The sequence below is a fragment of the Pseudomonas sp. SAS7 genome, from assembly GCF_052112345.1.
In the GTDB taxonomy this organism is placed as follows: Bacteria; Pseudomonadota; Gammaproteobacteria; order Pseudomonadales; family Pseudomonadaceae; genus Aquipseudomonas; species Aquipseudomonas putida_Q.
In genome coordinates this window covers 76,113-101,582 of sequence record NZ_JBEGGO010000014.1, presented here as the reverse complement: position 1 = coordinate 101,582, position 25,470 = coordinate 76,113, and the positions used below count along the sequence as shown (strand labels likewise).

Sequence of the window (25,470 nt, the reverse complement as noted above, 5' to 3'; positions counted from 1 at the left end):
CATGCCCAGCCAAGCCGCCATCCTTGACGCCCACTACATGGCCCGCGCGCTGGAGCTGGCGCGCAAGGGCCTGTACACCACCCACCCGAATCCGCGCGTTGGCTGCGTGATCGTGCGCGATGGCGAAGTGGTCGGCGAAGGCTGGCACGTGCGCGCCGGCGAGCCGCATGCCGAAGTGCATGCCCTGCGCCAGGCCGGTGAGCGTGCCCGTGGCGCCTGTGCCTACGTTACCCTTGAACCGTGCAGCCACCATGGGCGCACGCCACCGTGTGCCGAGGCGCTGGTCAAGGCCGGTGTGGCGCGGGTGGTGGCAGCCATGCAGGACCCTAACCCGCAAGTGGCGGGGCAAGGCCTGCGTCGCCTCGCCGAGGCCGGTATCGAGGTGGCCAGTGGCGTGCTCGAAGCCGAGGCCCGCGCACTCAACCCGGGTTTTCTCAAACGCATGGAAACTGGCCTGCCGTTCGTGCGCGCCAAGTTGGCCATGAGCCTGGACGGCCGCACCGCGATGGCCAGTGGCGAAAGCCAGTGGATTACCGGCCCGGCTGCCCGTTCGGCGGTACAGCGCCTGCGCGCCCGCTCCAGCGTGGTGCTGACCAGCGCTGCCAGCGTGCTGGCCGACAACGCCCGCATGACCGTGCGTGGCACCGAGCTGGGCCTGGATGCCGAAACCACAGCCCTGGCTCTCAGCCGTACGCCGCTGCGCGTACTGGTCGATGGCCGCCTGCGCCTGCCGCTGGATGCGCCGTTCTTCCAGGCCGGCCCGGCACTGGTGGTGACCGCTGTCGCAGATGACCCACGCTATGCCGCTGCCGGCCACGAATTGTTGAGCCTGCCAGGTGACAATGGCCAGGTCGACCTGCCGGCGCTGCTGCAGGCCCTGGCGGCCCGAGGCGTCAACGAAATCCTGCTGGAAGCCGGTGCCGGCCTGGTCGGTGCCTTTGCCCGGCAAGGCCTGGTGGACGAATATCAGCTGTTCGTTGCCGGCACCTTCCTCGGCTCCCAGGCCCGCCCGTTGCTGGACTGGCCGCTGGACAAGATGAGTGAAGCGCCGCGATTGAAAATTACCGAAATGCGCGCAGTGGGCGATGACTGGCGGGTCACAGCCATCCCCCTGCCGGCACCCGGCGTATAATGCCGGGCTTGCCCCGTGCAAACCGTTTTTGAGGAAGACCCCATGTTTACCGGCATCATCGAATCCATCGGCACCATCCGCAGCCTCACCCCCAAGGGTGGCGATGTGCGCGTCTACGTCGAAACCGGCAAGCTCGACCTGGGCGACGTCAAGCTCGGCGACAGCATCGCCGTCAACGGGGTATGCCTGACCGCCGTCGAACTGCCGGGCAATGGCTTCTGGGCCGACGTCAGCGTCGAAACCCTCAAACGCACCGCGTTCATCGACCTCAAGAGCGGCAGCAAGGTCAACCTGGAAAAGGCCCTGACCCCCACCACCCGCCTGGGTGGGCACCTGGTCAGCGGCCATGTCGACGGCGTCGGCGAAATCATCTCGCGCAGCGATAACGCCCGCGCCATCCAGTTCCGTGTGCGTGCACCCAAGGAGCTGGCCAAGTATATCGCCCACAAGGGTTCGATCACCGTCGACGGCACCAGCCTGACGGTCAATGAGGTCAATGGCGCCGAGTTCGAGCTGACCATTGTCCCGCACACCCTGTCCGAAACCATCATGGCCGACTACCGCGCAGGGCGTCGGGTAAACCTTGAGGTCGACCTGCTGGCCCGTTATCTGGAGCGCTTGCTGCTGGGTGACAAGGCTGCCGAACCGAGCAAGGGCAGTGGCATTACCGAAAGCTTCCTGGCCGCCAACGGCTTCTTGAAATCCTGATTGAGAAGGGGGTGCCGCGTGGCGCTCAACAGCATCGAAGAACTGGTCGAAGACATCCGCCAGGGCAAAATGGTCATCCTCATGGATGACGAAGACCGCGAGAACGAAGGCGACATCATCATGGCAGCCGAATGCTGCCTGCCCGAGCACATCAACTTCATGGCCAAGCACGCCCGTGGCCTGATCTGCATGCCGATGACCCGTGAGCGTTGCGAAACGCTGAAGCTGCCGCTGATGGCGCCGCGCAACGGCTCGGGCTTCGGCACCAAGTTCACCGTGTCGATCGAAGCCGCCGAAGGCGTCACCACCGGCATCTCCGCCGCCGACCGTGCACGCACCGTGCAGGCCGCTGCCGCCAAGGATGCCAAGGCCGAAGACATCGTCAGCCCAGGCCACATCTTCCCGCTGATGGCCCAGCCCGGCGGTACCCTGGCCCGCGCCGGCCACACCGAAGCTGCCTGCGACCTGGCGCGCATGGCCGGTTTCGAGCCAAGCGGCGTGATCTGCGAAGTGATGAACGACGACGGCACCATGTCGCGCCGCGCCGAGCTGGAAGTGTTCGCCGCCGAGCACGGCCTGAAGATCGGCACCATCGCCGACCTGATCCACTACCGCATGATTCACGAGCGCACCGTGCAGCGTGTATCCGAGCAGCCGGTGGAGAGCGAGCTGGGCGAGTTCAACCTGGTCACCTACCGCGACGCGGTGGAAGGCGACGTGCACCTGGCCCTGACCCTGGGCAAGATCTGCGCCGAAGAGCCGACCCTGGTACGTGTGCACAACATGGACCCGCTGCGCGACCTGCTGCTGGTCAAGCAGCCAGGCCGCTGGAGCCTGCGTGCTGCCATGGCCGCCGTGGCCGAGGCCGGCAGCGGCGTGGTATTGCTGCTGGGCCACCCGCTGGACGGCGACGTGCTGCTGGCGCACATCCGCGAAAGCGCGGGCGACGCGCCGACCAAGGCACCGACCACTTACAGCACGGTGGGCGCCGGTTCGCAGATCCTGCGCGACCTTGGTGTGCGCAAGATGCGCCTGATGAGTTCGCCGATGAAGTTCAACGCGATATCCGGATTCGATCTGGAAGTTGTAGAATACGTGCCCTCCGAGTGACTTGAGGCGGCATTGACGCCCTCTGCTCGAGTCCAGACCCCTGTCGAGGCCGCTTGTATGCGGCCTCGCTCTTGAAGATGAGAATATCGGAATGACCCTGAAGACCATCGAAGGTACCTTCATCGCCCCCAAAGGTCGCTATGCTTTGGTGGTTGGCCGCTTCAACAGCTTCGTCGTTGAAAGCCTGGTAAGCGGTGCCGTTGATGCCCTGGTACGCCACGGTGTCAGCGAAAGCGACATCACCATCATCCGTGCCCCGGGCGCATTTGAAATCCCGCTGGTAGCACAAAAGGTCGCCCAGCAAGGCGCCTACGACGCGATCATCGCCCTGGGCGCCGTGATCCGTGGTGGTACCCCGCACTTCGAATACGTGGCGGGCGAATGCACCAAGGGCCTGGCCCAGGTGTCCATGGAGTTCGGTGTTCCGGTGGCCTTCGGCGTACTGACCGTCGATTCCATCGAACAAGCCATCGAGCGTTCCGGCACCAAAGCCGGCAACAAAGGTGCTGAAGCTGCCCTGTCCGCACTGGAAATGGTCAGCCTGCTGGCGCAGTTGGAGGCCAAGTGATTAGCGACGAAAGCGATCGTTTCAACCCGCGCGATCCAAAACCTGCGGATGCCGGCAAGCCCTCGAAAAGCGCCAAGCGCCGCGAAGCCCGCAAGCTCGCGACCCAGGCACTGTACCAGTGGCACATGGCGCAGCATTCGCTGAACGAGATCGAAGCGCAGTTCCGGGTGGATAACGATTTCACCGATGTCGACGGTGCCTATTTCCGTGAAATCCTGCATGGGGTTCCGGCAATCAAGGGCGAAATCGACAAGGCGCTGGTGCCTTGCATGACCATGACGCTGGAAGAGCTCGACCCGGTCGAGCTGGCTGTGCTGCGTCTGTCCACCTGGGAGTTCATCAAGCGCGTCGACGTACCATACCGCGTGGTGATCAACGAAGGTGTCGAGCTGGCCAAGGTCTTCGGTGCCACCGACGGCCACAAGTTTGTCAACGGCGTGCTGGACAAGCTGGCACCGTCGCTGCGTGAAGCCGAAGTCAAGGCGAACAAGCGCTGATTCTGGCGCTGTAGAGCCATGGGTGAGTTCGAGCTGATCAACCATTACTTCGCCGCCGCGCCTTGTGCGCAGGGCGGCGAGGGCGTGGCCCTGGGTATCGGCGACGACTGCGCCCTGCTAGCCCTTCCCCCCGGTGAGCAACTGGCGGTGTCGACCGACACCCTGGTCGCCGGGGTGCATTTTCCCGCTGTCTGCGATCCGCTGCTGCTTGGCCAGCGTTCGTTGGCCGTGGCCGCCAGTGACCTGGCCGCCATGGGCGCGACCGCGATCGGCTTCACCCTCGCCCTGACCCTGCCTGACGTTGGCCCTGACTGGCTGGCGGCGTATGCCGACGGCCTCAGCCGCATGGCCCACCGTTGCCGCATGAGCCTGATCGGGGGTGACACTACCCGGGGCCCGCTGAGCATCACCGTCACCGTGTTTGGCCGCGTGCCGGCAGGCCAGGCGTTGCGCCGTAGCGGTGCACGGCCAGGCGACCTGCTGTGCGTCGGCGGTGTGCTGGGCAAGGCGGCCGGCGCGCTGCCGCTGGTGCTGGGCGAGCGTGAGGCGCCGGCCGAGCAGGCCGAGCCGCTGCTGGCCCATTACTGGTCGCCAATGCCGCAGCTCACCCTCGGCACGCTGCTGCGTGGCCGGGCCACGGCGGCGCTGGACATCTCCGACGGCCTGCTCGCAGATTGCGGGCACATCGCCAAGGCGTCCGGCGTTGCGCTGGAGGTGAACCTGGCCCAGGTGCCAGTGTCTCCTGCTGTAGAGGCGTTCCTCGGGCGCGAGGCTGCCGTGCAGGCCGCCCTCGCCGGTGGCGACGATTACGTGCTGGCCTTCACGCTGCCGCCTGAGGCGCTGGCGCCCCTGGCTGACCTCGGCCTGGTCGAGGTGCATACCATTGGCCGTGTGCTCGAAGGGCAGGGCGTGACCTTGCGCGACGCGCAGGGCCGGGACATCACCCCCGTTCAGCGGGGCTATCAACACTTTAGGGAGACACCGTGACCGATCACCCCAATCAGGTGCCTGCGGAGTTTGTTCCGCCTTCGGTCTGGCGCAACCCGTGGCACTTCATCGCGTTTGGCTTTGGTTCTGGCACCTTGCCCAAGGCCCCGGGTACCTGGGGCTCGCTGGTGGCCATACCGTTCATCCCGTTGTGGCAGATGCTGCCGGACTGGGGCTACTGGCTGTTGCTGGGCGTGAGCATGCTGTTTGGCTTCTGGTTGTGCGGCAAAGTCGCCAATGACTTGCGCGTACACGACCATGAAGGCATTGTCTGGGATGAGATCGTCGGCATGTGGATCACCCTCTGGCTGGTGCCAGAAGGCTGGCAGTGGCTGCTGGCAGGGTTCCTGATGTTCCGCTTCTTCGACATCCTCAAGCCATGGCCGATCCGCTGGATCGACCGCCATGTGCACGGGGGCGTCGGCATCATGCTCGACGATATCCTGGCCGGCGTGTTTGCCTGGCTGGGCATGCAGATTCTGGTGTGGGCGGTTGCCTGAACAGGGAGCGCGTGAATGGCCATAAGGACGTTGCTGTTGGCAATGCTGCTGAGCGTTGCCCCATGGGTGGCAGCTGCTGAAGGCGTGCCAAAGCAGATCCACCTGGTCAGTGAAGAGTGGCTCGATTACACCAACGCTGACGGTACCGGGGTGGCCTGGGACGTACTGCGCAAGGTGTTCGAGCCGGCAGGGGTCAAGGTGGTGGCGCAGAGCGCGCCCTACAGCCGTGCAGTCGGGCTGGTCAAACGGGGCGAAGCCGATGCCTGGGTGGGCTCGTACAAGCAAGAGAACGACGACAACCTGTACCCGCGCTGGCACTTCGACATGGACCACATCTACGCCCTGGGGCTGGCCAGCAAACCTGCGCCTACTGCACAGAATGTGGGCAAGTATCGCCTGGCCTGGGTGCGCGGCTACGACTACGGCAGCTACCTGCCAGATGTGCATGAATACCGTGAAATTCAGCGCCGCGAAGGCATTCTGCCGATGCTCGAGCATGACCGGGTGGACTTCTACATCGATGCACAGACCGAAGTCGATTATGTCCTGAGCCAGTCATCCCAGCCCGAGCGCTTTCGTCGTACCCATGTGGCCGAGTTGCCGCTGTACCTGGCGTTTGCGCGCAACGGCCAGGCCAAGGCGCTGTGTGACCTGTTCGACAAGCGCATGGACGAACTGGTGCGCAGCGGCGAGCTCAAGCCGATTTTCGAGCACTGGAAACAGCCGTATCCTTTCGGCCCTGATAGCCGCCCGCATTAGCATTCAGAGGGCTTGCGCGGTCCCTGTAGGAGCGGGTTTACCCGCGAACACCGGCGGAGCCGGTGCCAGGCACCGCGTTGTCTGCTTCGCGGGTAAACCCGCTCCAACAGAGAGCCTGCCAAGCCCGCGCTGCTAAGCATCGAACTTTTCGATCTTAACCCGCGGTATTCAGCCCGCCCACAGCCTGCAACCGGCTGATACAATCGGCCCACGAGAAATTTCCAACTTATTCCAGGAGCACAACGTGCCCGTCGTCTTTGTTGCCGCCTCTAAACTCCCGACGCCATTCGCGACCTTCACCATGCATGGCTTCCTCGACGAAGCCACTGGCCGCGAGCACGTAGTGCTCAGCCTGGGTGACATTGCGGACGGCCAGCCGGTGCTGGGGCGCCTGCACTCCGAGTGCCTGACCGGCGATGCCTTGTTCAGCCAGCGCTGCGACTGCGGTTCGCAGTTGGAAGCCGCGCTGCAGGCCATCGCCCGTGAAGGCCGTGGGGTACTGCTGTATCTGCGTCAGGAAGGCCGTGGCATCGGCCTGTTGAACAAGATCCGCGCCTACGAGCTGCAGGATGGTGGCGCCGATACCGTCGAAGCCAATGAACGCCTGGGCTTTGCCGCCGACCAGCGCGACTACGCCATCTGCTTGCCGATGCTGGAGCACTTGGGCGTGAAAGCCCTGCGCCTGATGACCAATAACCCGCGCAAGGTCAAAGCCCTGACCGACATGAACATCGTGGTTGCCGAACGTGTGCCGCTGCACACCGGCCACAACCCGCACAACCGTTACTACCTGGCGACCAAGGCCGGCAAACTCGGCCACATGCTGGGCAATGAACACCAGGGCGAGGTGCCCCAGGCGTGACCCGCGCCCAGGTCAAGCGGCGCCTGGCACTGGCCTGGTGGCAGTACCTGGCGATGGGCCTGGTGCCGCTGCCGGTCATGGCCTGGGCCTTTGGTGGTGGTGACGCGCTGATCCCGGTGCTGGCCATGCCACTGTTCATCGCCGGTGCGGCGACCATGTTCCTCAGCTTGCCGCGCTTCGGCGCCTACAAGCGCGTACTGATCGCCACCTCCAAGGTGCTCGGCACGGGCGAAGAGCCCGCTGCCTGGATCGAACTGGCCCGGGTACGGCGCATGGCCATGCTCTACGCGTGCTTCCCGGCCTGGGTTGCCGCATTGTCGGTGCTGGTCGGCCTTGAGGCGGTGCCGCAAATCCTGCTGGCACTGTCTACCGTGGTGGTGCTGTACCTCTATCGCATTCCACGCCAGCTCGGCTGATGCGCCTGCTGCCAGGCCTGCTTGCGCTGTTCGCCTGCACCGCGCTGGCCGCTGACCCCCTGCGGGTGGTCAGCCTGGCGCCCTCGATGACTGAAATCATGCTCGAACTGCGGGCCGATGACCTGCTGGTGGGGGTGCTCGACGGTGGCGAGCGGCCGGCAGCGCTGCGCGACCTGCCCTCGGTTGGGCGCCAAGGGCAACTGAACATGGAGCGCCTGCTCAGCCTGCGCCCCGAGCTGTTGCTGCTGTGGCCGGGCAGCGTGCCACCTGCCCAGCGTGACCAGCTCAAGCGCCTGGGCATCGCCACCTTCAGTGCAGAACCCCATGATATCGACCAGTTGATCGCGCACATCGAAGCCATCGCCGAGCGTATTGGCCGTGCCGAACAAGGCCATCAGTACGCTAAGGCCCTGCGAGAGCGGCTGCAGCAGTTACGTGAGCAGTACCGGCGTGACGAGCCATTGCAGGTGTTCTACCAGGTATGGGACCAGCCGTTGTACACCCTGGGTGGCCGGCAGGTGGTGAGCGATGCCTTGGCCGTGTGCGGGGCGCGCAATGTGTTCGCCGACCTCAGCCAGCCGGCACCGCAGGTGAATGTGGAGTCTGTGCTGCTGCGCAATCCACAGGTCATCCTGGCGGGCGATCAGGCGCAACTGGCCAGCTGGAAGGCCTGGCCGCAACTACGTGCGGTTGCCGATGGCGGTTTGCTGGTGGTACCCGACAAAGGTATTGAGCGGCCCAGTGGGCAGATGATCGAAGCCACCGCCCGTTTGTGCGCGTTGCTCGCGGCTAAAGCGCCGGCGTCCAGGTAACGCTGAACAACAGCGTGCGGCCTTCTTCGCGGTAGGGGTGGTAGGCACCCTCGTAGCTGTACAGGGCACGGCTGTGAGTGTGGTCCAGCAGGTTATCCAGCTTCGCTTCCAGTTTCAGTTCGTCAGTGGCTGCCCAGCTACCGCGCAAACCGAGCAGGCCATAGCCGCCGATGTGGTTGCGGTTGGCCTCATCGTCGTAGCTGCCGCTGACCGCTTGCCAGCCTGCGCCCACGGTGAAACGCCCGAGTTCACGGTCCAGGTCCAGGCTCAACGTGCGGCGTGCACGGCGGGCGAGGGTGTGGCCGCTGTCACGGTCACGAGGGTCGATCAGTGCCAGGCCCAGTTGGCTGTGCCAAGCGCCCCATTGTTGCGCCAAGGCCATTTCGAAGCCGTTGATACGGGCCGAGGCGACGTTGCGGGGTATCGAGTCCTGGCCGAACACGATCGCATCGTGCAGGTCGGTGCGGTACAGCGAGGCTTCCAGGCGGCTGTCCGCAGTCAGCTGGCTGCGCCATTGCAGCTCGTAGCTTCTGGAGTGCTCGGGGTTCAGGTCCGGGTTGCTGAACTGGGGGTAATACAGGTCGTTGAAGGTTGGCGCCCGAAAGCCTTCGCTGTAGGACAGCAGCACATCATTCTGTGCGTTCAACGGTACGGTCAGGCTGCCGCTCCAGGTGGTCTGGCCGCCGAACTGCTGGTTACGGTCATGGCGCACGCCTACTTCGGTGGAAAACTGCTCGCCCTGGTAGCGGTGCTGGACGAAGACGGCGCGGTTCCAGCGGCTGTCTTCGGTGAAGTCGGTGCTGGCGTGCACGCGGTCTTCGTACCAGTCGCCACCCAGCAACACGCTGTGTCGCTCGCCCAGGGCCAGGTCGTTCTGCCAGGTGACCTGATCACGGTAGGTGTTGAACACGAAGCGTTCGGCGCTGAGCTTGTCGCGCTTGTCGTCGCGGTTCTCGCTGTGGGCCAGTTCCAGCCGCGAATGCCAGGCGTCGGTGAGCTGGGCATCGAAGTAGCTGCCCAGGCTGCTAACGCTGAAATCGGTGTAGGGTTGTTGGCCGAAGCTTTCGAAGGTGACCGGGTCGAAGCCGCCGAACGGGTTGTCGTACTCACTGCGGCCACGGCTGTCGAGCAGGTTCAGCCCGGCCTCGAAGCGCTCACCGAAGGTGTGGCTCAGGCTCAGGTTGAATGCCTTGTTGCGGTAAGCGTCGTGGTCGCCATCGCTGGCGAAGGACGGCCCGGTCGAGTCGATGCCGGCCGTTTCATCCAGGCTGGCGCCCAGGTTGAAGCGGGTTGCGCCATCCCCGCCTGAAAGCTCCAAGCTGCGTTGGAACGTCTGGTTGCTGCCCGCCGCCAGGCGCAGGCGTGGTTGCAGGCCGGGCCCGCTGCTGCGGCGGGTAAAGATCTGGATCACTCCGCCAATGGCATCGCTGCCGTACACCGCCGAGCGCGAGCCGCGCAGCACTTCCACCCGCTCGATCTGGTCAACGTCGAGAAACTGCAGGCCGCTGTCGCCGGAGGTGGCGTTGGCAATGCGCACGCCATCCACCAGTACCAGGCTTTGTGCGGCCTTGGTGCCGCGGATGAAGATGCCGGGCAGGCTGCCACGGCCACCGGTAGGCGCCACTTGCACGCCAGGCACGCGGCTGAGCAGGTCGGTGACGCTGGTGGGTTGCAGGCGGTCGATGTCGGTGCGGGTGAAGACGGTATTGGCAGCACTGGTGGCGGTGCGCGATTCGACCTGGCGGCTAGCGCTTATGAGCACGTCGGGGAGCTTGAGGGCGTCGTCGCGCTCAGCGGCCAGCAGCGGGAGGGGGAGGCAGAGCAGGGTGGCAAAAGTTGGGGCTTTCATGGGCAGTACCATTTTGCGAGGGCTGCGCCCTCGATCGCGACACAAGGCCGCTCCTACAGGAATGCGCGTTCCTGTGTAGGAGCGGCCTTGTGTCGCGATGGGCCGCAGAGCGGCCCCAGGTATTACAAGCCGAGCTTGGCCATGCGGGCTTTTACCGAAGCCTCGATCCCGGCCGCATCCAGCCCGCACTCAGCCAGCATCTGCGCAGGCTTGGCATGCTCGACGTAGATGTCGGGCAAGCCCAGGTGCAGCAGCGGCTTGAGCACTGCCTGGCTGGCCAGGAACTCACCCACCGCAGCACCCGCGCCACCCATGATGGCGTTTTCTTCAATGGTCACCAGCAGCGCGTGGCTGCCAGCCAGTTCCAGCACCAGGGCCTCGTCCAGCGGCTTGACGAAGCGCATGTCGACCACCGTGGCGTTGATCTGCTCGGCCACCTGCATGGCCTCGGCCAGCTGCACGCCAAACACCAGCAGGGCGACGTTCTCGCCTTGGCGGCGAATTACGCCCTTGCCGATCTCCAGTGGCTCCAGGTCGCCGCTGATCGGCGCATTCGGGCCGGTGCCACGCGGGTAGCGCACGGCTGCCGGGCCGTTGTACAGGTGGCCGGTGCTGAGCATCTTGCGCAGCTCGTTCTCGTCGCTCGGGGTCATCACCAGCATGCCCGGGATGCAGCGCAGGTACGACAGGTCGTAGCTGCCCGCATGGGTCGGGCCGTCTTCGCCAACGAGGCCGGCGCGGTCGATGGCAAACAGCACATCGAGGTTCTGCACCGCCACGTCGTGGATCAGCTGGTCGTAGGCACGCTGCAGGAACGTGGAGTAGATCGCCACCACCGGCTTGCTACCCTCGCAGGCCATGCCGGCCGCCAGGGTGACGGCGTGCTGCTCGGCGATCGCCACGTCGAAGTAGCGCTCCGGGTAGCGCTCGCTGAAGTCGACCAGGTCGGAGCCTTCCTTCATCGCCGGGGTAATGCCCACCAGGCGGTTGTCGGCGGCGGCCATGTCGCACAGCCACTGGCCGAACACGGCAGAGTATTTCGGGCCGCTGACTTTCTTCGGCGCGGCAGGCTTGTCGGCCGGCTCCAGCTTGGTGATGGCGTGGTAGCCGATCGGGTCTACCTCGGCCGGGGCGAAGCCCTTGCCCTTCTTGGTCACCACGTGCAGGAACTGCGGGCCCTTCAGGTCACGCATGTTGCGCAGGGTGGCGATCATGGTCGGCAGGTCGTGGCCGTCGATGGGGCCGATGTAGTTCCAGCCCAGTTCTTCGAACAGCGTGCCCGGCACCAGCATGCCCTTGGCGTATTCCTCGGTGCGGCGGGCGATTTCCCAGGCGCCTGGCAGGCGCGACAGCACTTTCTTGCTGCCTTCGCGCATGCTCGCGTAGGTGCGGCTGGAGAGGATCTTGGCCAGGTAGTTGGACAGGCCGCCGACATTGCGCGAAATCGACATGTCGTTGTCGTTGAGGATCACCAGCATGTCGGCGTTGACTTCCTGGGCGTGGTTCAACGCCTCGAAGGCCATGCCGGCGGTCAGCGCACCGTCCCCGATCACCGCAATCGACTTGCGTGCGCTGTTCTGCAGACGGGCGGCAATGGCCATGCCCAGTGCGGCGCTGATCGAGGTGCTGGAGTGGCCGACGCCAAAGGTGTCGTACTCGCTCTCGCTGCGGCGCGGGAAGGCGGCGATGCCGTCCTTCTGGCGCAGGCTGAGCATGCGGTTACGGCGCCCGGTGAGGATCTTGTGCGGGTAGGCCTGGTGGCCCACGTCCCACACCAGCCGGTCGTCCGGGGTGTCGAACACGTAGTGCAGGGCGATGGTCAGCTCGATCACGCCCAGACCGGCGCCAAAATGCCCACCGGTCTGTCCCACGGTGTAGAGCAGTTCCTGGCGCAGTTCGTCGGCCAGGGTCTCCAGGTCGGCTTCGGCCAGCCGGCGCAGGCCGGCAGGCGTGTCAGCGCGGTCGAGCAACGGCGTGACCGGGCGTTCGCGGGGGATCTCTTGAAACGTCGTGGGCATCAGGCGAGTCGTTATAGGTGTGTGAAGACGCGGCAGTTTACCCCATTGTGGGAAAAGTGCCCATTCGACCACAGGTTACGCGGCCCCTGTGGGAGCGGGTTTACCCGCGAATGCGTCCGTAAATTCAACATCGCATTCGCGGGTCAACCCGCTCCCACAGGGAATGGTGTAGCTGCTCAGTTACGGCGTTCGACAATGTAACGCGCCAAGGCCCGCAGCGGCTCGGCCGTTTCACCGAACCCTTGCAGTGCGACCAGCGCCTGGTCGCGCAGTTCGATTGCATAGGCCTTGGCCGCTTCCAGGCCCAGCAGGGCCGGGTAGGTCGGTTTGTCACGCGCTATATCGGCACCCTGGCGTTTGCCCAGGGTGGCGGTGTCGCTCTCCACGTCGAGGATGTCGTCCTGCACCTGGAATGCCAGGCCGATGGCCTGTGCATAAACCTGCAGGGCATCCAGCTGCGCCTGTTCGGCACGGGCGCTGGCCAGGGCGCCGAGGCGTACGCTGGCTTCGATCAGCGCGCCGGTCTTGTGCCGGTGCATGAACTCCAGTGCCTGCTGGTCCAGCTTCAGGCCTACCGAACCGAGGTCGATGGCCTGGCCGCCGACCATGCCTGCCGGGCCGGCAGCCTTGGCCAGGGCCTGGACCATGGCCAGGCGAATGCTGTCGGCCTGCGGGCTCAGGCCTGGGTCGAGCAGGGCACTGAACGCCAGGCTCTGCAAACCGTCGCCAGCGAGGATGGCGCAGGCTTCGTCAAATGCTTTGTGGGTAGTGGGTTGGCCGCGACGCAGGTCGTCGTCGTCCATGGCTGGCAGGTCGTCATGCACCAGCGAGTAGGCGTGGATCAGTTCGACCGCGCAGGCCGCGCCGTTGGCCTGTTCGGCCGGGGCGCCCAAGGCTTCGCAGGCCGCGTAGGCCAGCAGCGGGCGTACGCGCTTGCCGCCGTTCATCACGCTGTAGCGCATGGCGGCGTACAGGCGTTCCAGCTCTTTGGACGGGGCAACGAACAGCGGTTCGAGGGCTGCGTCGACCCGAGCCTGGCAACTGGCCTGGTAGGTGCCGATCATGCTTCCGGCTCCGCGTCGAAGGGCTGCGCGGCCAGTTCGCCGTCGCGTTCCAGGAGGATTTGTACCTTCTGTTCGGCCTGGGCCAGGGCACCCTGGCAATCACGGGTCAGGGCGATGCCTTGCTCGAAGGCGGCCAGCGACTCTTCCAGCGACAACTCGCCGTTCTCCAGGCGCTCGACCAGTGCTTGCAGGTCTGCGAGGGATTGCTCGAAATCGAGGGAGGCTTTTTTGCGGGCCATGGCGACTTTCTCGGTGGCATTCAGAACGGCGCGACACTAGCAGAGCGGGGCGGGGGGAGCAAACTTCCGACAGCTGCCCGGCTGATACAGGCCGCTTCCAAAAGGGCCGCAAAGCGGCCCTGTTCGGTGGATCAGGCCGGCTCTGCTTCCCGTTCCAGCATCGCCTCGCGGTACCGCGCCAGCTCCTCGATGGTCAGCACCGGCAAGTTGTACTGCCGCGCATACACCGCCACCTGCTCGCCACGGGCCATGCTGCCATCGGGGTTCATCAGCTCGCACAGCACCGCCGCCGGGCGCAGGCCGGCCAGGCGCGCCAGGTCCACCGAGCCTTCGGTGTGCCCACGGCGGGTCAGCACCCCGCCATTGCGGGCGCGCAGCGGGAACACATGCCCCGGGCTGACGATATGACGCTGTTCGGCGCTGGAGCGCAGTGCCGCGGCAATGGTGGTGATGCGGTCCTGGGCAGAAACCCCGGTGGTGATGCCTTCTGCGGCCTCGATGGTGACCGTGAAGCCGGTGCCATGACGGGCCTGGTTGTTCTGCACCATCGGCGCCAGTTGCAGTGCGTCGACGGTGGCTTCGTCCAGGCACAGGCAGACGATGCCGCTGCAGTCGCGAATCATCATGGCCATGGTTTGCAACGTAATGTTCTCGGCCGCCGCAATGATGTCCGCTTCGTCCTCGCGGTCGTCATCGTCAAGCAGCAGCACAGGGCGCCCGGCCTGGAAGGCGGCGATGGCGGCGGAAACAGCGGGGAATTGCGGGTGGTTACGGGTGGACATGAAACGCTCCTCGTGAATGATCGATGAACGTCTCGGGGCGAACAAAATGCGCGCGCAGGGGCGCCCGGATGGCCCCTGCCTGACGCCTTCTTTCATCCGGACTATGACCGTCGGCTCTGGAGTTGCACCAGATCTGCTGACCCCCGGCATGGACGGGGCGCTCGCGGGCTCATCTTTCGATTTACCGCCGGTGGGGACTTGCACCCCGCCCTGAAGACCGCCCAAGCATACAGCACCTTGCCACCCCGCTGGCAACCCACGGCTCTACGACCTTTGGCGGTATCATGCCGTCATGCATTCGAGGAACAAGCCCATGGATATTATCCAGGTCGCCGGTGGCAAGCCGGTCAAGCTGTGGACCGATGGCGTGCCGGTCGAAGACGAGGCCCGCCAACAACTGCTGAACACGGCCAGGATGCCGTTCATCTTCAAGCACCTGGCGGTGATGCCCGACGTGCACCTGGGCAAGGGCTCGACCATCGGCAGCGTCATCCCCACCGTCGGGGCGATCATCCCCGCTGCGGTTGGCGTGGACATCGGCTGCGGCATGATCGCCGCGCGCACCTCGCTGCACGCCCGTGACCTGCCAGACAACCTGCATGGCCTGCGCAGTGCAATCGAGCAGGCGGTGCCGCATGGCAAGAGCTTCGGCAAACGTGACCAGGGCGCCTGGGCCGATGTGCCGGCCAAGACTGACAAGGCCTGGGGCCAGCTGGCCGGGCGCTTCAAGGCCATTACCGACAAATACCCGCGGCTGGAGAAGACCAATAACCGCCACCACCTGGGTACCCTGGGTGGTGGCAATCACTTCATCGAGGTGTGCCTGGATGAAGCCGACCGCGTCTGGTTCATGCTGCACAGCGGCTCGCGCGGTGTGGGCAATGCCATCGGCAACCTGTTTATCGAGCTGGCCCAGGCCGATATGCGCCAGCACCTGGCCAACCTGCCGGACAAGGACCTGGCGTACTTCGAAGAAGGCAGCCGCCATTTCGCCGACTATGTCGAAGCGGTGGAGTGGGCGCAGGAGTATGCCCGGCAGAACCGCGAGCTGATGATGCTGGCCGTGGTCGGCGCTGCTCGCAAGGCGCTGGGCAAACCGTTCGAGGCCAGCCTGGAAGCGGTGAACTGCCACCACAACTATGTACAGCGTGAGCAGCATTTTGGCCGCGAAGTGCTGGTCACGCGCAAAGGGGCGGTGTCGGCACAGAAGGGGCAGCTGGGCATCATCCCGGGCTCGATGGGGGCCAAGAGCTTCATCGTGCGTGGGCTGGGCAACGAGGAGTCGTTCTGTTCGTGCAGCCATGGCGCCGGCCGGGTGATGAGCCGGACCAAGGCCAAAAGCCGCTTTACCGTCGAGGACCAACGGCGGGCCACGGCGCATGTGGAGTGCCGCAAGGACAAGGACGTCATCGACGAGATCCCGATGGCGTACAAAGACATCGACGCGGTGATGCGTGCCCAGCAGGCGCTTGTAGAGGTGGTTCATACCCTGCGCCAGGTTGTGTGTGTGAAGGGGTAGCGAGCAGTCCTTTAACTAACTACCACACAGTGCGCCGGGGGAATTCCTAGAGTGTCGCGCAGCCCACTTGGGGCAGACACCTGAGGATTGCAGATATGGCCACGCTTTACCCGTTCACCGACAGCGACGTCGATGATGCCTTCGCCCAGCTCGACCATGCACTGTTCGACAAAGCGCGCGAAGCTGATGGGCCTGAAAGTGACCCAACCCCGAACATGCTCATCGTTGCCGGTGCGCAAGGGTCAGGCAAGACCTACCTGCTGGAGAAGCAGTTGCTGCCCAGCGAGCGCTACCAGAACCATGTGCGGCTTTACCTGCCAGAATTTCGCAAACTGCACCCGCACTACACCGAAATGAGCGAGCACGGTGTGCTGCACGTATACGAGCACACCGAAGCCTTCATCAGGGCACTGAGCGGCAAAGTTTTTGGGTACGCCTTCGCCAACCGCTACAACATCATCATGGAAACGGCACTGGACGACGAAGCATTCGCCAGCTTCCCGCCTGCGGCCGTAGAGGCGGGTTACCGCTTCGAGATTCACATGATCGCCTGCAAGGTGGAATTCAGCCATTGGGCGACCCTCGACCGCGGTGTGAAGAGCGTCGCCAAGGGCGAAATCGAGCGATTCGTGGCGTTGTCGCAGATCCAGGCCTCACAGGCGAATGCGAAAAAGATCCTGAACGCTTTCGAACACGCCTGCACGCAGGCCCCTGGCTCGCAGGTCACGCTTTATGAACGTGGTTTCGAAACGGATCAGCAGAGCAAGGTGCTGTGCCACAGCACCTGTGATGCCCCTGGCGTGCTGACCCCGCAGCCGGACTACGATGGCCAGCCGTTTTTCCGGGCGCCTTACCATGACACACCGGTTGAAATCCGGCGCAGCCCTGAAGGCAGCGATTCTGGGGCCTACCTGCAATTCTTCCAGGTCGTGCATGCCGGCATGCTTGATGAGCCGGTGCGCCAACAGATGGTCATGGCCTGCTGCAAGACCCTTGGCCGGAGCACCGAGCTGGTACCCCGAATTTCCAGGGATGCCTTCCGCGACCTGAGCCAGTACCTGCTCAAGTACACCTACCCCTGATGATAAGAGGGCGCAGCAGGCCCGAGGCGAACAGGGCGTTATCTGGCCAGCTGCTCGACCACCGTCTTCAACGATGCCCCCAGCATTTGCCCATGGTCCAGCCCCTCGAACCGTTCGAAACGCACCTGCAGGCCTTTTACCTTGGCCAGGTCCGCTGCCAGTTCGCGCGCAGGTCTCTCGACATCGCCCTTTACCTGCGCCCTGGGGTTGGCAGGCTCCTCGCTGCCGCGCATCAGTAGCAGCCGCGCCGGGGTGTTGCCCAAGCGTTGTTCAAGCCCCTGCGCCTCATGCACGATTGCCCCGTCATGCCACCACAGCGAAGGGCTCGCCGCGGCATAGTCACTGAACGCCCCGGGCCGGGTGAACAGCGCATGCAGCACGGCCAGCCCGCCGTAGGAATGGCCCCACAGCGTCTGTCGCTGCAGGTCGATGGGGGCCAGCCCGGCCACCATCGGCCGCATGCGCTCGGTCAGCAGGTCCAGAAATGCATCCACGCCGCCACTGGGCTGGCCGGTCAGCGGGTCACGCTGCTCGGCCTGCCCAGGCAACGCTGGGGTGTAGTCATAAGTCCGCCCAGCCCGCTCGATACGCTGCTCGGTCTGGTAACCCACGGCTACCAGCAAGGGCGCCTGGCCGGCGGCAAGCTTGGCCAGTTGCTGGCTGTCCAGCGCGCCAAGCGCAGCATTGCCGTCGAGCATCCACAGTACCGGGTACCCCGATGCTGGCGCCGGGCGGTTCGGTGTACCGACCCACAAACGGTAATGACGCTGGCCATCGGCCGAGTCCAGGTCGAGCTGGGTGAAGCGGTAGGCCAGGTCCTGACGCTGCAGCAGCGAGGTGTCCATCTTCTGGTTGCGCTCGGGCTGTGCCAGGGCAACGGGGGCTGCAAGGGCCAGTGCCAAAGCCAGCGTCAGGGTCATCTTGCTCATCAGGCGTCTCGTCAGGGCTTTGCGAAGAACGCAAGGCTGGAACGCCCAGATGATAATCAGTCCTGATTGAGCGTAAAGCGCATTAACTTTCTAAACAGTCCTTGGCCATCGGCAAGGTCAAGTGCAGGCGCAGCCCAGGGTGGCCATTGCTGGCCCACAAGCGGCCGCCTTGCAGCTCGATGGCGCGTCGGGCGATGGCCAACCCCAGGCCGAAACCCGCGCCGCTGTCGGCCAGGCGCTGGTAAGGCTTGAAGATGCGTTCAAGGTCGGCGTCAGGTACGCCGGGGCCCTGGTCGCTCAGGCGCAGGTGCCAGCAGTCGCCTTCACGCCAGCCCTCCAGGCTGACCCGGCCCTCGGCCGGCGAGTGGCGAATGGCATTGCGCATCAGGTTTTCCAGGGCCTGGGCCAGGCTGTCCAGATGGGCCTGTACCAGGCAATCGGTGCCAAGCGAACACGGCAGGCGTGCGCGGTCCCAGCCACTTTCGAAGCAGACGTCCTGGCACAGTGCTTCCCATACGGAAACCATCAGTATCGGCTCGGTCGGCAAGCTGGGCTGTTCGGTGTCCATCCAGGCCAGGTCCAGCGTGTCTTCCAGCAGTTTCTGCATGTCGGCGACTTCACGGTCCAGGCGCTCGCGCAACTGCACCGGCGGCAAATCGCTGTCATGGGCGATGCGCAAGCGTGCCAGGGGCGTGCGCAGCTCGTGAGACAGCGTGCGCAGCAGCATGCGCTGTTGCTCCAGGCTCTGGCGCAGGCGCCCGGCCATGTGCTCGAAGGCCTGTGCCAGTTCACCCAGTTCGTCACGGCGTGCCAGCAGGGGCAGGGCGGGGCTGTCCAGGTCATCGGCACGCAGGGCGTCGGCGCGGTCGCGCAGGCGGTTCAGCGGCACTACCAAGTGCCGGTACAACGCCAGGCCCAGCAGTAGGGCGAGCAGTGCAGGTGCAACGCCGTGGGTGATCACATGGGTCCACGGCGTCAGGCCGGTGGGCAGCAGGCGTTCGGGCAGTTGCAGCACCAGGCGGCCGCGCTCGGGGTGTTGCGGGAACTCGATGCTGACGTAGGGCAGCTCATCCTGCAGGCGCCGGCTCATGGGCCAGTCCAGTTTGCGCATGAAGGTCAGGTGGCTGGCCTCCTCGGCGCTCAGCGGCGTGGTGCCGAGGCTTTGCAGGTGCGGGCCGATCACCGCCACCCAGGTGTCCTCGGCCTGTTCCAGTTGCCTGCGCCAGGCCTCGGCGCCTACTGCACCGCCCTGGTTCCAGGCGTCTTCAGCTTGTTGCGCATAGCGCGCCAGGTAATCCTGGTCGGCCCGGGACAGAAAATAGGTGCTGCGCTCCACGGACAGGCCCCAGGTCCAGATCAGCCAGATCAGCAGCAGGCAGAAGCTGACCTGCAGGACCGCCAGTTTCCACAGCAACGGGTGGCGCCGCATCAGGGCTGTTCCGTGTCGACCAGGATGTACCCCTGCCCGCGCACGGCCTGGATCTGCAGATGCTGGGCATTGATGTCGGCCAGTTTGCGGCGCAGGTTGCACACATGCACATCCAGGCCCCGGTCCAGGCGGGTATAGGCCCGGTGCAGCACGGTCTGGTACAGGAAGGGTTTGCTCAAGGCTTCGCCGGGGTGCGCCCGCAGCGTCATCAGCAAGCGGAATTCGGATGCGGTGAGGCCAGCGGCATTGCCGTTGTGGATAACGTCCTGGCGGTCGTGGTCCAGCATCACTTCGCCGACGTCGGCACGCAGCGCCGTGCCGCGATCAAATGCCACGCGCCGCAGCAAGGCATCGACCCGTGCGTCCAGCTCCGCCAGGCTGAAGGGCTTGGGCAGGTAGTCGTCGGCACCACGGGTAAAGCCACTGATGCGGTCCTGCTCGGCGCCCAGCGCCGACATCAGCATGACCGGCACCGCCTGCTGCCGGCGCAACTCGTCGAGCAGGCTGAGGCCATCGATACCCGGCAGCATGATGTCCAGCAACACCAGTTCGAACGGTGATTGCCGAATCGCGTCCAGGGCCTGGGTGCCCGTGGCGCAGGCGTGCACCCGGAAACCGCGTTTGAGGAAATGGCGTTCCAGGTCCTGACGCAGGCTTGCGTCGTCTTCGGCGAGGAGAAGTGAGGTGGGCACGGCGAGCCTTGAATGAGAACCTGTATCAGTTACGAATCATCCCATTGCCAGCAGGCGAGGGCAACGCCTGGGTGTGTTAAGAAGGTTAATCCTGCTGCGCCCCCGTTTTCCCTCCGGTATCGTTCGCAAAAAGCAACTTGTTTCGTTTGCGAATTACTATCATTTGGGCGAAGGGTGTGTCATGAACGGTTTCAAAGGTGTGGGGAGCTCGCGACGGGCTCGGGGCTGGCTGGTGCTGGGGTTGCTGGCGCCGTTTTCGGTGTCGGCACTGGCCGAAACGGTAGCGACCCAGGCGGCAGCCGAGGACACCTCGCTCGACCTGCCGGCACTGACCATCGAAGGTAACCGGCTGTACGACATGCTGCCCTCGGAAGCGACCGGCGGCTACAGCGTCGATGCCGCGACCGTGGGCACCAAGACGCCTGCCGCGCTGAAGGACATCCCCCAGTCGATCACCGTGTACACCCAGGACTACGTCAAAGACCGCCAGTTCGTACACCTGGATGACCTGGCCAAGTACACCGCCGGCCTGCGCACCCTGACCAACGACAGCGGCCGGTCGTCGATCTACGCCCGTGGCTACGAGTACAGCGAGTTCAATATTGACGGCCTGCCGGCGCCGATGGCCAGCATCTTCGGTACCGTGCCGTCGCTGGCGGCGTTCGACCGTGTCGAAATCATGCGCGGCCCGGCCGGGCTGTTCAGCAGCACCAGTGAACTGGGTGGCATCGTCAACATGGTGCGCAAGCGCCCGACTGCCGAGTTCCAGGGCCACGTCGAAGGCAGCTATGGCACCTGGGACACCAACCACGAAGAAATCGACCTGAGCGGGCCGCTGGATGACGCCGGCCGCGTGCGCGGGCGCTTCGTCGCGTCCCGTGACGACACCAATGGCGAAGTCGATTACAACGCCAACACCAGCAACAGCTACTACGGCGCGCTGGATGTCGACCTGGACGACGCCACCACGCTTTCGTTCGGCCTGATGCATGAAGTGAAGAACATCACACCGCACAATGGCTACCCGGCAACGTTGTCCGGTGATGTGCCCGACTTCAGCCATTCGCGTTTCCTGGGGGCGGACTGGAACTACTTCGACGGCAAGACCACCGACCTGGTCGCCGAGCTGACCCACCGCTTCGACAACGGCGGCTATGGGCGTATCGCGGCGCGCGGCTCGCACCGCGACACCAACTACCTGTACGCCTTTACCGCAACCAATGCCACCACCGGTGCCAACTCCGAGCGTGCCAGCGCCCGCGACTTCACCCAGGACACCTACTCGCTGGACGCCAGCTACAGCCAGCCGTTCGAAACCCTCGGCCAGGTCAGTGAGTTTGTGGTCGGCACTGACTACAAGAACTACGACACCGAGTACCTCAACGGCACCACCAACCTGGGCGCCATCAACGTCAACACCTACTCGCCCAAGCAGTTCGCCAAACCGTCGCCCAACTACAGCACCGAGACCGGCATGCAGGAAGAGGAATACGGCCTGTATTCCAAGGTCACCTTCCGCCCGATCGAGCGCCTGGCGCTGATTGCCGGTGGCCGCTTCAGCTGGTACCGCGGTGATTTCTACACCACCACCCTGAGCAGCGGTGCCAGCACCAACGACAGCAAGCGCGTGGACGGCCACTTCACGCCGTATGGCGGCCTGGTCTACGACCTGACCGAGAACCATGCGCTGTACGCCAGCTACTCGCAGGTGTTCAAGCCGCAGTCCGACACCGACAGCAACGGCCGGGTGCTGAAGCCGCGTGAAGGCGAGCAGTACGAATTCGGCCTCAAGAGCAGCTACTTTGGCGGCGACCTGAATACCCGTTTCTCGGTATTCCGCCTGACCGACGAGAACCGCGCCACCACCGAATACGATGAGGATGGTGTAGACACCAACTTCTCGGTGGCCTCCGGCAAGACCCGCGTCAAAGGCGCGGAAGTGGAAGTGAGCGGCAAGCTGACGCCGAACTGGGAGCTGCTGGCCGGCTACACCTGGATGGAAACCGAAACCCTCAAGGGTGATGCCGAAACCACCTTCTTCATCATGCCGCGCAACCAGGCTTCGCTGTGGAGCAAGTACACCATCAGCCAAGGCCCGCTGACCGGCCTGGCCATTGGCGGCGGGGTATCGGCGATGAGCAGCTTCTATTCCGAGAACGGTGGCGTGCGTATCGATGCACCGGGCTATGCCACGGTCGACGCCATGCTGTCGTACCCGGTTACCTCGAAGCTGACGGCCACGTTCAACGTCAACAACCTGTTCGACCGGGACTACCTGTCGCGGGTGGGGTCGACGTCCACGTTCAACTTCTACGGGCCGTCGCGCAGCATGATGGTTGGGGCGCGTTACGACTTCTGATCGGCTCGTTCCGGCACGCGTGCGGTCCCGGTAGGAGCGGCCTTGTGCCGCGATGGGACGCGCAGCGGCCCCGGCAATTTCAGCTTCACGCAGATATTGTCGGGGCCGCTGCGCACCCCATCGCGGCACAAGGCCGCTCCTACAAGGGGGCAGCAAACGATGAGAAATTGTTGCTACACCGCGTGTGCAATCTGTTAAGCCGCACTAGAGTGAACCCATGCGAAGCGCTTGCTGCGTACGCAGGAGGTCTGCAAGGACGCTACAACGTTGTTGAGATGGACGGCTGGTATTGAGGAGTAAGCCCCATGTAAACAATTCAAACGTTAGTGTCCTGGCATCCCTGTGAGGGGAATATGATTGAAGACCCATACATGCTGTTCACCCGAATTCCTGTTGTCGTAGACGAGCAAGGTGGTTTGTTTACAGACCCCCTGTGGGTCAAAGATATAGAGCTTCATCTCACCTATATAGAAAACTTCGGCATGTGCTGCCCTGTCGAGAGAGGCGGCAACGTCGACGGGCTGCAAAGCATTAGCCATCTGGATGTTAAATGGCTTTATGGGTTGCGCAAAGACTATGGGCTGTCGTCAGTATTAAAGAACTTCTTTCCGAATTTCATAACTGTCATCACTGCCTGCAAGCATGCCCGGATCGTTCATTCTGACGGGGCCGGTTGGGCATTCCCCTTGTCCTTTTACCTATTGCCGCTCAAGCCGTTGTTCCGCTTCCAATGGGTGATTGTCATAGAATCTTCATTCTGGATGTTGGCTCAGGGGCAGGCGCGAACCCTCAGAGCAATCATCGAACACCATGTGCACACCCTGTTATTGAAGTGCTGCCTGAAGCTGGCGAATGCCAGGATATTCACGCAATCCTTTTACAAGGAATATTTTCTTGGGAGTAATAACAGTCACACGTTGATCAACCCTGCCAGCTGGCTCGATAAAAAATACATGGCAACGCCCGAGGCCGTCAGAAAAAGATTCGAAGCCAGACGCAACCGTACACTCAACGTGCTTTACCCATCGCGCCTTGTCCTGGATAAGGGTGTTCTGGTGGTCCTTGAAGCCATTGAGCAACTGGAAGCCGAAAGCATTGATATCACCGTCACCATTATGGGCGAGGGTGATTTGAAAGAGCACTGCCGACGCTTTGCAGCTGAAAACCATGGCGGCATCGAGGTGAGGTTCTTGAACGCAGTTGATTACGGCAAAGACTTTTTCAGCATCATTGCCCAGCATGACTGGCTGTTGGTGCCGACATTGAAACAGGAACAACCCCGCATCATTTTTGACGCATTCAGCCAGGGCGTTCCCGTCATCGGTTCTGACACATCCGGGGTGCTGGACATAACCAGCAAGCACAACACGCTCACGTTTGAAACCGGAAACCCGTCCAGCCTGGCAGACCGTATTCGTCATGCTGCCCGGCATCCCGAGCTGGCGCTGGAAATGGGGCTTGCGGGGTTGGATTATGCGACCGGGAAAACACACTTGCAGATGCATCAGGTGCGCGAGGAATTTCTGAAAAGCAGTTTGACGCCCTCTGCCCACCCGCGCGCCCCAAATGACTGACGACGGGCGCCCCTATCACCGACTGATAACCAGGCGCCCAGCACCCTGGCGAACCTGCAGCCCATAGGTCTGGGCCAGCATGGCCAACGCCAGCGGCAGATCATCGACCGGGAAGGTGCCAGACACCCGCAGTTCGCTCAACGCCGGGTCGCACTCCAGGCGCTGGTCGGCGTAGCGCATCAATGCCTGGGCCCACTGGTGCAATGGCATGTCATCGGCCACCAGCAAGCCGCGTTGCCAAGCCAGGCTGGTTTCATGCACCTCCCTGACAAGGCCCAGACGCTCCCGGCTGAATCGAACCTGCTGCCCGGCGCGGATGATGTTCTCGCCTGCCGCCACGCTGGTGCTTTCGGGGCGTACCTGCACGGCGCCTTCGTACACCTCGAGCAAGGTTTCATCGGCCAGCTGGCGCACGCTGAACCGCGTGCCCAGTGCAAGCAACTGCCCATCCACGGTCTGCACCTTCAGCGGCCGTGGGTCGGCAGCGGTCACGATGTACACCTCGCCACGGCGCAGATGCAGCAGCCGTTGCGCGCTATCGAAAAGCAGCTGCAGGGCACTGTCGGTATTGAGGATGATCTGCGTGCCGTCGGCCAGCCGCGCGTGTGTGCGCTCGCCCACAGCCGTCTGGTAATCACTGGCAAAACGCTCGACCTGCGAGCGCCAGCCCCACCAGCCAAGCGGTGCGGCACCCATCAGCAGAACCAGCCCGCGCAGTACCGCGCGCCTGCCCGGGGGGCGTTGCAGGGTGTGCCTGGCCAGCGTTGGCGGCAGGCTGCCCAGGCGTGAAAGCAGGCGCTGCGCCCTTTTCCATGCCCGTTCGTGCTCCTCACTGGCGAGCCGCCAGCGTTCCAGTTCGAGCTGCTGGGCAGGCAGCAGCGGCCCTTCCTGCATCAGCATCAGCCACGAGGCTGCCTGGGCAAGCACATGCTGCGCGATGGCATCGTCGGGCGTTGCAGTACCATTAGTCATCGGGCATCTGCGTCAGGCAGGCCAGGTAGCCGTCGTGGATGTACTTCTTCACCGTCGGCAGCGCTATGTTCAAGGCCACGGCGATGTCCTTCTGCTTCATGCCGTCCAGGGTCGCCATCAGGAATGCCTGCCTTGCACGCGGTCGCAGCTTGTCTAGAACTGCGTCGATCTCATGCAGGGTCTCGAGGATCACGCATTGCAGCTCAGGCGAAGGATGCTCGGGCTCTGGCAGCAACAGCAGCGCTTCGAGCCACGCCTGCTCCAGCGACTGCCGGCGCCGCCAGCTCACCAGCACGCAGTTCGCGATGCGCGTCAGGTAGGCGCGGGGTTGACGAATCGGCTCGACCCGCGCGCCCTCGCGGCTGGCCAGCACACGCAGGAACGTATCCTGGGCCAGATCGTCGGCCACCCCGCGCCCCCATGACCTCAGCCGGTAGGCAAGCCAGTTGCGCAGCCAGGCGTGATTCTCGATGTACAGCGTTTCGATACTGCACGGCTCGGTACTGTTCGGCGGGGAGAAGGGGGCATTCATCGTCGATTGAATTGATACATGGGCTGTCGCAAATGCAAACCATTATCACTAGAATTGCTCAAGTCACAAGGCCAGTTCG

At 64.0% G+C, this 25,470-nt stretch carries 25 protein-coding genes and 1 riboswitch; of the genes, 15 read left to right on the top strand and 10 right to left on the bottom strand.

Annotated elements, in window-relative coordinates:
• Position 1: 1 nt before the first annotated feature.
• The 11 genes from ribD to ABI582_RS21260 all read left to right on the top strand — a co-directional run bounded on the left by ribD (position 2) and on the right by ABI582_RS21260 (position 8,351).
• The gene (gene ribD, locus ABI582_RS21310; protein WP_019472339.1) at positions 2–1,132 is read left to right on the top strand and encodes a bifunctional diaminohydroxyphosphoribosylaminopyrimidine deaminase/5-amino-6-(5-phosphoribosylamino)uracil reductase RibD; all 1,131 of its coding nucleotides are present in this window, start codon (positions 2–4) and stop codon (positions 1,130–1,132) included.
• 42 nt (positions 1,133–1,174) lie between these two features.
• Positions 1,175–1,840: a riboflavin synthase gene (locus ABI582_RS21305; RefSeq protein WP_016497780.1), complete on the top strand. Its 666-nt coding sequence runs from the start codon at positions 1,175–1,177 to the stop codon at positions 1,838–1,840.
• 18 nt (positions 1,841–1,858) lie between these two features.
• The gene (ribBA, locus tag ABI582_RS21300) at positions 1,859–2,950 is read left to right on the top strand and encodes a bifunctional 3,4-dihydroxy-2-butanone-4-phosphate synthase/GTP cyclohydrolase II (protein ID WP_019472340.1); all 1,092 of its coding nucleotides are present in this window, start codon (positions 1,859–1,861) and stop codon (positions 2,948–2,950) included.
• A gap of 91 nt (positions 2,951–3,041) precedes the next feature.
• The gene (ribH, locus tag ABI582_RS21295) at positions 3,042–3,518 is read left to right on the top strand and encodes a 6,7-dimethyl-8-ribityllumazine synthase (protein ID WP_003255395.1); all 477 of its coding nucleotides are present in this window, start codon (positions 3,042–3,044) and stop codon (positions 3,516–3,518) included.
• Positions 3,515–4,015 (top strand): transcription antitermination factor NusB, encoded by a 501-nt coding sequence (gene nusB, locus ABI582_RS21290; protein ID WP_016497782.1) that lies wholly within the window; start codon positions 3,515–3,517, stop codon positions 4,013–4,015. The genes ribH and nusB overlap by 4 nt, the downstream gene beginning before the upstream one ends.
• 18 nt (positions 4,016–4,033) lie before the next feature.
• The gene (gene thiL, locus ABI582_RS21285) at positions 4,034–5,002 is read left to right on the top strand and encodes a thiamine-phosphate kinase (RefSeq protein WP_063424852.1); all 969 of its coding nucleotides are present in this window, start codon (positions 4,034–4,036) and stop codon (positions 5,000–5,002) included.
• Positions 4,999–5,502 (top strand): phosphatidylglycerophosphatase A family protein, encoded by a 504-nt coding sequence (locus tag ABI582_RS21280; protein WP_442120207.1) that lies wholly within the window; start codon positions 4,999–5,001, stop codon positions 5,500–5,502. The genes thiL and ABI582_RS21280 overlap by 4 nt, the downstream gene beginning before the upstream one ends.
• 15 nt (positions 5,503–5,517) lie before the next feature.
• Positions 5,518–6,261, top strand: a complete 744-nt coding sequence (locus ABI582_RS21275) for a substrate-binding periplasmic protein (protein WP_338745940.1) — start codon at positions 5,518–5,520, stop codon at positions 6,259–6,261.
• A gap of 244 nt (positions 6,262–6,505) precedes the next feature.
• Entirely contained in the window at positions 6,506–7,123 is a 618-nt protein-coding gene (gene ribA / locus ABI582_RS21270; RefSeq protein WP_016484701.1) for a GTP cyclohydrolase II, read from the top strand.
• The gene (locus ABI582_RS21265) at positions 7,120–7,539 is read left to right on the top strand and encodes an MFS transporter (protein WP_442120206.1); all 420 of its coding nucleotides are present in this window, start codon (positions 7,120–7,122) and stop codon (positions 7,537–7,539) included. The genes ribA and ABI582_RS21265 overlap by 4 nt, the downstream gene beginning before the upstream one ends.
• Positions 7,539–8,351 (top strand): cobalamin-binding protein, encoded by an 813-nt coding sequence (locus ABI582_RS21260; RefSeq protein WP_442120205.1) that lies wholly within the window; start codon positions 7,539–7,541, stop codon positions 8,349–8,351. The genes ABI582_RS21265 and ABI582_RS21260 overlap by 1 nt, the downstream gene beginning before the upstream one ends.
• On the opposite strand, the gene ABI582_RS21255 is transcribed toward ABI582_RS21260, so the two are convergent.
• The 5 genes from ABI582_RS21255 to ribB all read right to left on the bottom strand — a co-directional run bounded on the left by ABI582_RS21255 (position 8,329) and on the right by ribB (position 14,303).
• On the bottom strand, positions 8,329–10,200 hold the full coding sequence (locus tag ABI582_RS21255) for a TonB-dependent receptor domain-containing protein (protein WP_442120204.1): 1,872 nt from the start codon (positions 10,198–10,200) through the stop codon (positions 8,329–8,331). The genes ABI582_RS21260 and ABI582_RS21255 overlap by 23 nt on opposite strands.
• A gap of 122 nt (positions 10,201–10,322) precedes the next feature.
• Positions 10,323–12,218 carry a 1-deoxy-D-xylulose-5-phosphate synthase gene (gene dxs, locus ABI582_RS21250; protein ID WP_442120203.1) on the bottom strand — a complete coding sequence of 632 codons (1,896 nt, stop codon included), beginning with the start codon at positions 12,216–12,218 and terminating at the stop codon, positions 10,323–10,325.
• A 176-nt stretch (positions 12,219–12,394) separates the two neighbouring features.
• A complete protein-coding gene (gene ispA / locus ABI582_RS21245) occupies positions 12,395–13,282 on the bottom strand; it encodes a (2E,6E)-farnesyl diphosphate synthase (RefSeq protein WP_442120202.1) in 888 nt (295 codons plus the stop codon).
• A complete protein-coding gene (locus tag ABI582_RS21240) occupies positions 13,279–13,521 on the bottom strand; it encodes an exodeoxyribonuclease VII small subunit (protein WP_003255380.1) in 243 nt (80 codons plus the stop codon). Before ABI582_RS21240 ends, ispA begins: the two co-directional genes overlap by 4 nt.
• 131 nt (positions 13,522–13,652) lie before the next feature.
• The gene (gene ribB, locus ABI582_RS21235; RefSeq protein WP_019472349.1) at positions 13,653–14,303 is read right to left on the bottom strand and encodes a 3,4-dihydroxy-2-butanone-4-phosphate synthase; all 651 of its coding nucleotides are present in this window, start codon (positions 14,301–14,303) and stop codon (positions 13,653–13,655) included.
• An 80-nt stretch (positions 14,304–14,383) separates the two neighbouring features.
• Positions 14,384–14,525: riboswitch (FMN riboswitch) on the bottom strand.
• A 70-nt stretch (positions 14,526–14,595) separates the two neighbouring features.
• On the opposite strand from ribB, the gene ABI582_RS21230 reads away from it, so the two are divergent.
• Entirely contained in the window at positions 14,596–15,822 is a 1,227-nt protein-coding gene (locus tag ABI582_RS21230; protein ID WP_442120201.1) for an RtcB family protein, read from the top strand.
• A gap of 95 nt (positions 15,823–15,917) precedes the next feature.
• Positions 15,918–16,904 carry a zeta toxin family protein gene (locus ABI582_RS21225; protein ID WP_442120200.1) on the top strand — a complete coding sequence of 329 codons (987 nt, stop codon included), beginning with the start codon at positions 15,918–15,920 and terminating at the stop codon, positions 16,902–16,904.
• Positions 16,905–16,942: 38 nt separating this feature from the next.
• Here ABI582_RS21225 and ABI582_RS21220 read toward each other — a convergent pair whose 3' ends face one another.
• The 3 genes from ABI582_RS21220 to ABI582_RS21210 form a co-directional block, all read right to left on the bottom strand.
• The gene (locus ABI582_RS21220) at positions 16,943–17,833 is read right to left on the bottom strand and encodes an alpha/beta hydrolase (RefSeq protein ID WP_442120199.1); all 891 of its coding nucleotides are present in this window, start codon (positions 17,831–17,833) and stop codon (positions 16,943–16,945) included.
• Between the two features lie 82 nt (positions 17,834–17,915).
• On the bottom strand, positions 17,916–19,262 hold the full coding sequence (locus tag ABI582_RS21215) for a HAMP domain-containing sensor histidine kinase (protein WP_442120198.1): 1,347 nt from the start codon (positions 19,260–19,262) through the stop codon (positions 17,916–17,918).
• Positions 19,262–19,954 (bottom strand): response regulator transcription factor, encoded by a 693-nt coding sequence (locus ABI582_RS21210; RefSeq protein WP_442120197.1) that lies wholly within the window; start codon positions 19,952–19,954, stop codon positions 19,262–19,264. The genes ABI582_RS21215 and ABI582_RS21210 overlap by 1 nt, the downstream gene beginning before the upstream one ends.
• A 181-nt stretch (positions 19,955–20,135) precedes the next feature.
• Between ABI582_RS21210 and ABI582_RS21205 the strand changes: the two genes are divergently transcribed.
• Together ABI582_RS21205 and ABI582_RS21200 are read left to right on the top strand one after the other, a co-directional pair.
• Complete coding sequence (locus tag ABI582_RS21205) at positions 20,136–22,313, top strand: TonB-dependent siderophore receptor (protein ID WP_442120196.1); 2,178 nt, start codon at positions 20,136–20,138, stop codon at positions 22,311–22,313.
• Positions 22,314–22,666: 353 nt separating this feature from the next.
• On the top strand, positions 22,667–23,887 hold the full coding sequence (locus ABI582_RS21200) for a glycosyltransferase family 4 protein (RefSeq protein ID WP_338745951.1): 1,221 nt from the start codon (positions 22,667–22,669) through the stop codon (positions 23,885–23,887).
• A gap of 15 nt (positions 23,888–23,902) precedes the next feature.
• Here the strand turns inward: ABI582_RS21200 and ABI582_RS21195 are convergent, their stop codons facing one another.
• On the bottom strand, positions 23,903–24,859 hold the full coding sequence (locus tag ABI582_RS21195; protein ID WP_442120195.1) for a FecR domain-containing protein: 957 nt from the start codon (positions 24,857–24,859) through the stop codon (positions 23,903–23,905).
• Entirely contained in the window at positions 24,852–25,391 is a 540-nt protein-coding gene (locus ABI582_RS21190) for a sigma-70 family RNA polymerase sigma factor (RefSeq protein ID WP_338745953.1), read from the bottom strand. Before ABI582_RS21190 ends, ABI582_RS21195 begins: the two co-directional genes overlap by 8 nt.
• Between the last annotated feature and the right edge of the window lie 79 nt (positions 25,392–25,470).

Bases quoted from the DNA above. Each gene is read 5' to 3' on its own strand.
- ribD (WP_019472339.1), top strand. From the start codon at position 2: ATGCCCAGCCAAGCCGCCATCCTTGACGCCCACTACATGGCCCGCGCG.
- ABI582_RS21305 (WP_016497780.1), top strand. From the start codon at position 1,175: ATGTTTACCGGCATCATCGAATCCATCGGCACCATCCGCAGCCTCACC.
- ribH (WP_003255395.1), top strand. From the start codon at position 3,042: ATGACCCTGAAGACCATCGAAGGTACCTTCATCGCCCCCAAAGGTCGC.
- thiL (WP_063424852.1), top strand. From the start codon at position 4,034: ATGGGTGAGTTCGAGCTGATCAACCATTACTTCGCCGCCGCGCCTTGT.
- ABI582_RS21275 (WP_338745940.1), top strand. From the start codon at position 5,518: ATGGCCATAAGGACGTTGCTGTTGGCAATGCTGCTGAGCGTTGCCCCA.
- ABI582_RS21260 (WP_442120205.1), top strand. From the start codon at position 7,539: ATGCGCCTGCTGCCAGGCCTGCTTGCGCTGTTCGCCTGCACCGCGCTG.
- ABI582_RS21255 (WP_442120204.1), bottom strand. From the start codon at position 10,200: ATGAAAGCCCCAACTTTTGCCACCCTGCTCTGCCTCCCCCTCCCGCTG.
- dxs (WP_442120203.1), bottom strand. From the start codon at position 12,218: ATGCCCACGACGTTTCAAGAGATCCCCCGCGAACGCCCGGTCACGCCG.
- ispA (WP_442120202.1), bottom strand. From the start codon at position 13,282: ATGATCGGCACCTACCAGGCCAGTTGCCAGGCTCGGGTCGACGCAGCC.
- ABI582_RS21240 (WP_003255380.1), bottom strand. From the start codon at position 13,521: ATGGCCCGCAAAAAAGCCTCCCTCGATTTCGAGCAATCCCTCGCAGAC.
- ribB (WP_019472349.1), bottom strand. From the start codon at position 14,303: ATGTCCACCCGTAACCACCCGCAATTCCCCGCTGTTTCCGCCGCCATC.
- ABI582_RS21230 (WP_442120201.1), top strand. From the start codon at position 14,596: ATGCATTCGAGGAACAAGCCCATGGATATTATCCAGGTCGCCGGTGGC.
- ABI582_RS21225 (WP_442120200.1), top strand. From the start codon at position 15,918: ATGGCCACGCTTTACCCGTTCACCGACAGCGACGTCGATGATGCCTTC.
- ABI582_RS21220 (WP_442120199.1), bottom strand. From the start codon at position 17,833: ATGAGCAAGATGACCCTGACGCTGGCTTTGGCACTGGCCCTTGCAGCC.
- ABI582_RS21215 (WP_442120198.1), bottom strand. From the start codon at position 19,262: ATGCGGCGCCACCCGTTGCTGTGGAAACTGGCGGTCCTGCAGGTCAGC.
- ABI582_RS21205 (WP_442120196.1), top strand. From the start codon at position 20,136: ATGAACGGTTTCAAAGGTGTGGGGAGCTCGCGACGGGCTCGGGGCTGG.
- ABI582_RS21200 (WP_338745951.1), top strand. From the start codon at position 22,667: ATGATTGAAGACCCATACATGCTGTTCACCCGAATTCCTGTTGTCGTA.
- ABI582_RS21195 (WP_442120195.1), bottom strand. From the start codon at position 24,859: ATGACTAATGGTACTGCAACGCCCGACGATGCCATCGCGCAGCATGTG.
- ABI582_RS21190 (WP_338745953.1), bottom strand. From the start codon at position 25,391: ATGAATGCCCCCTTCTCCCCGCCGAACAGTACCGAGCCGTGCAGTATC.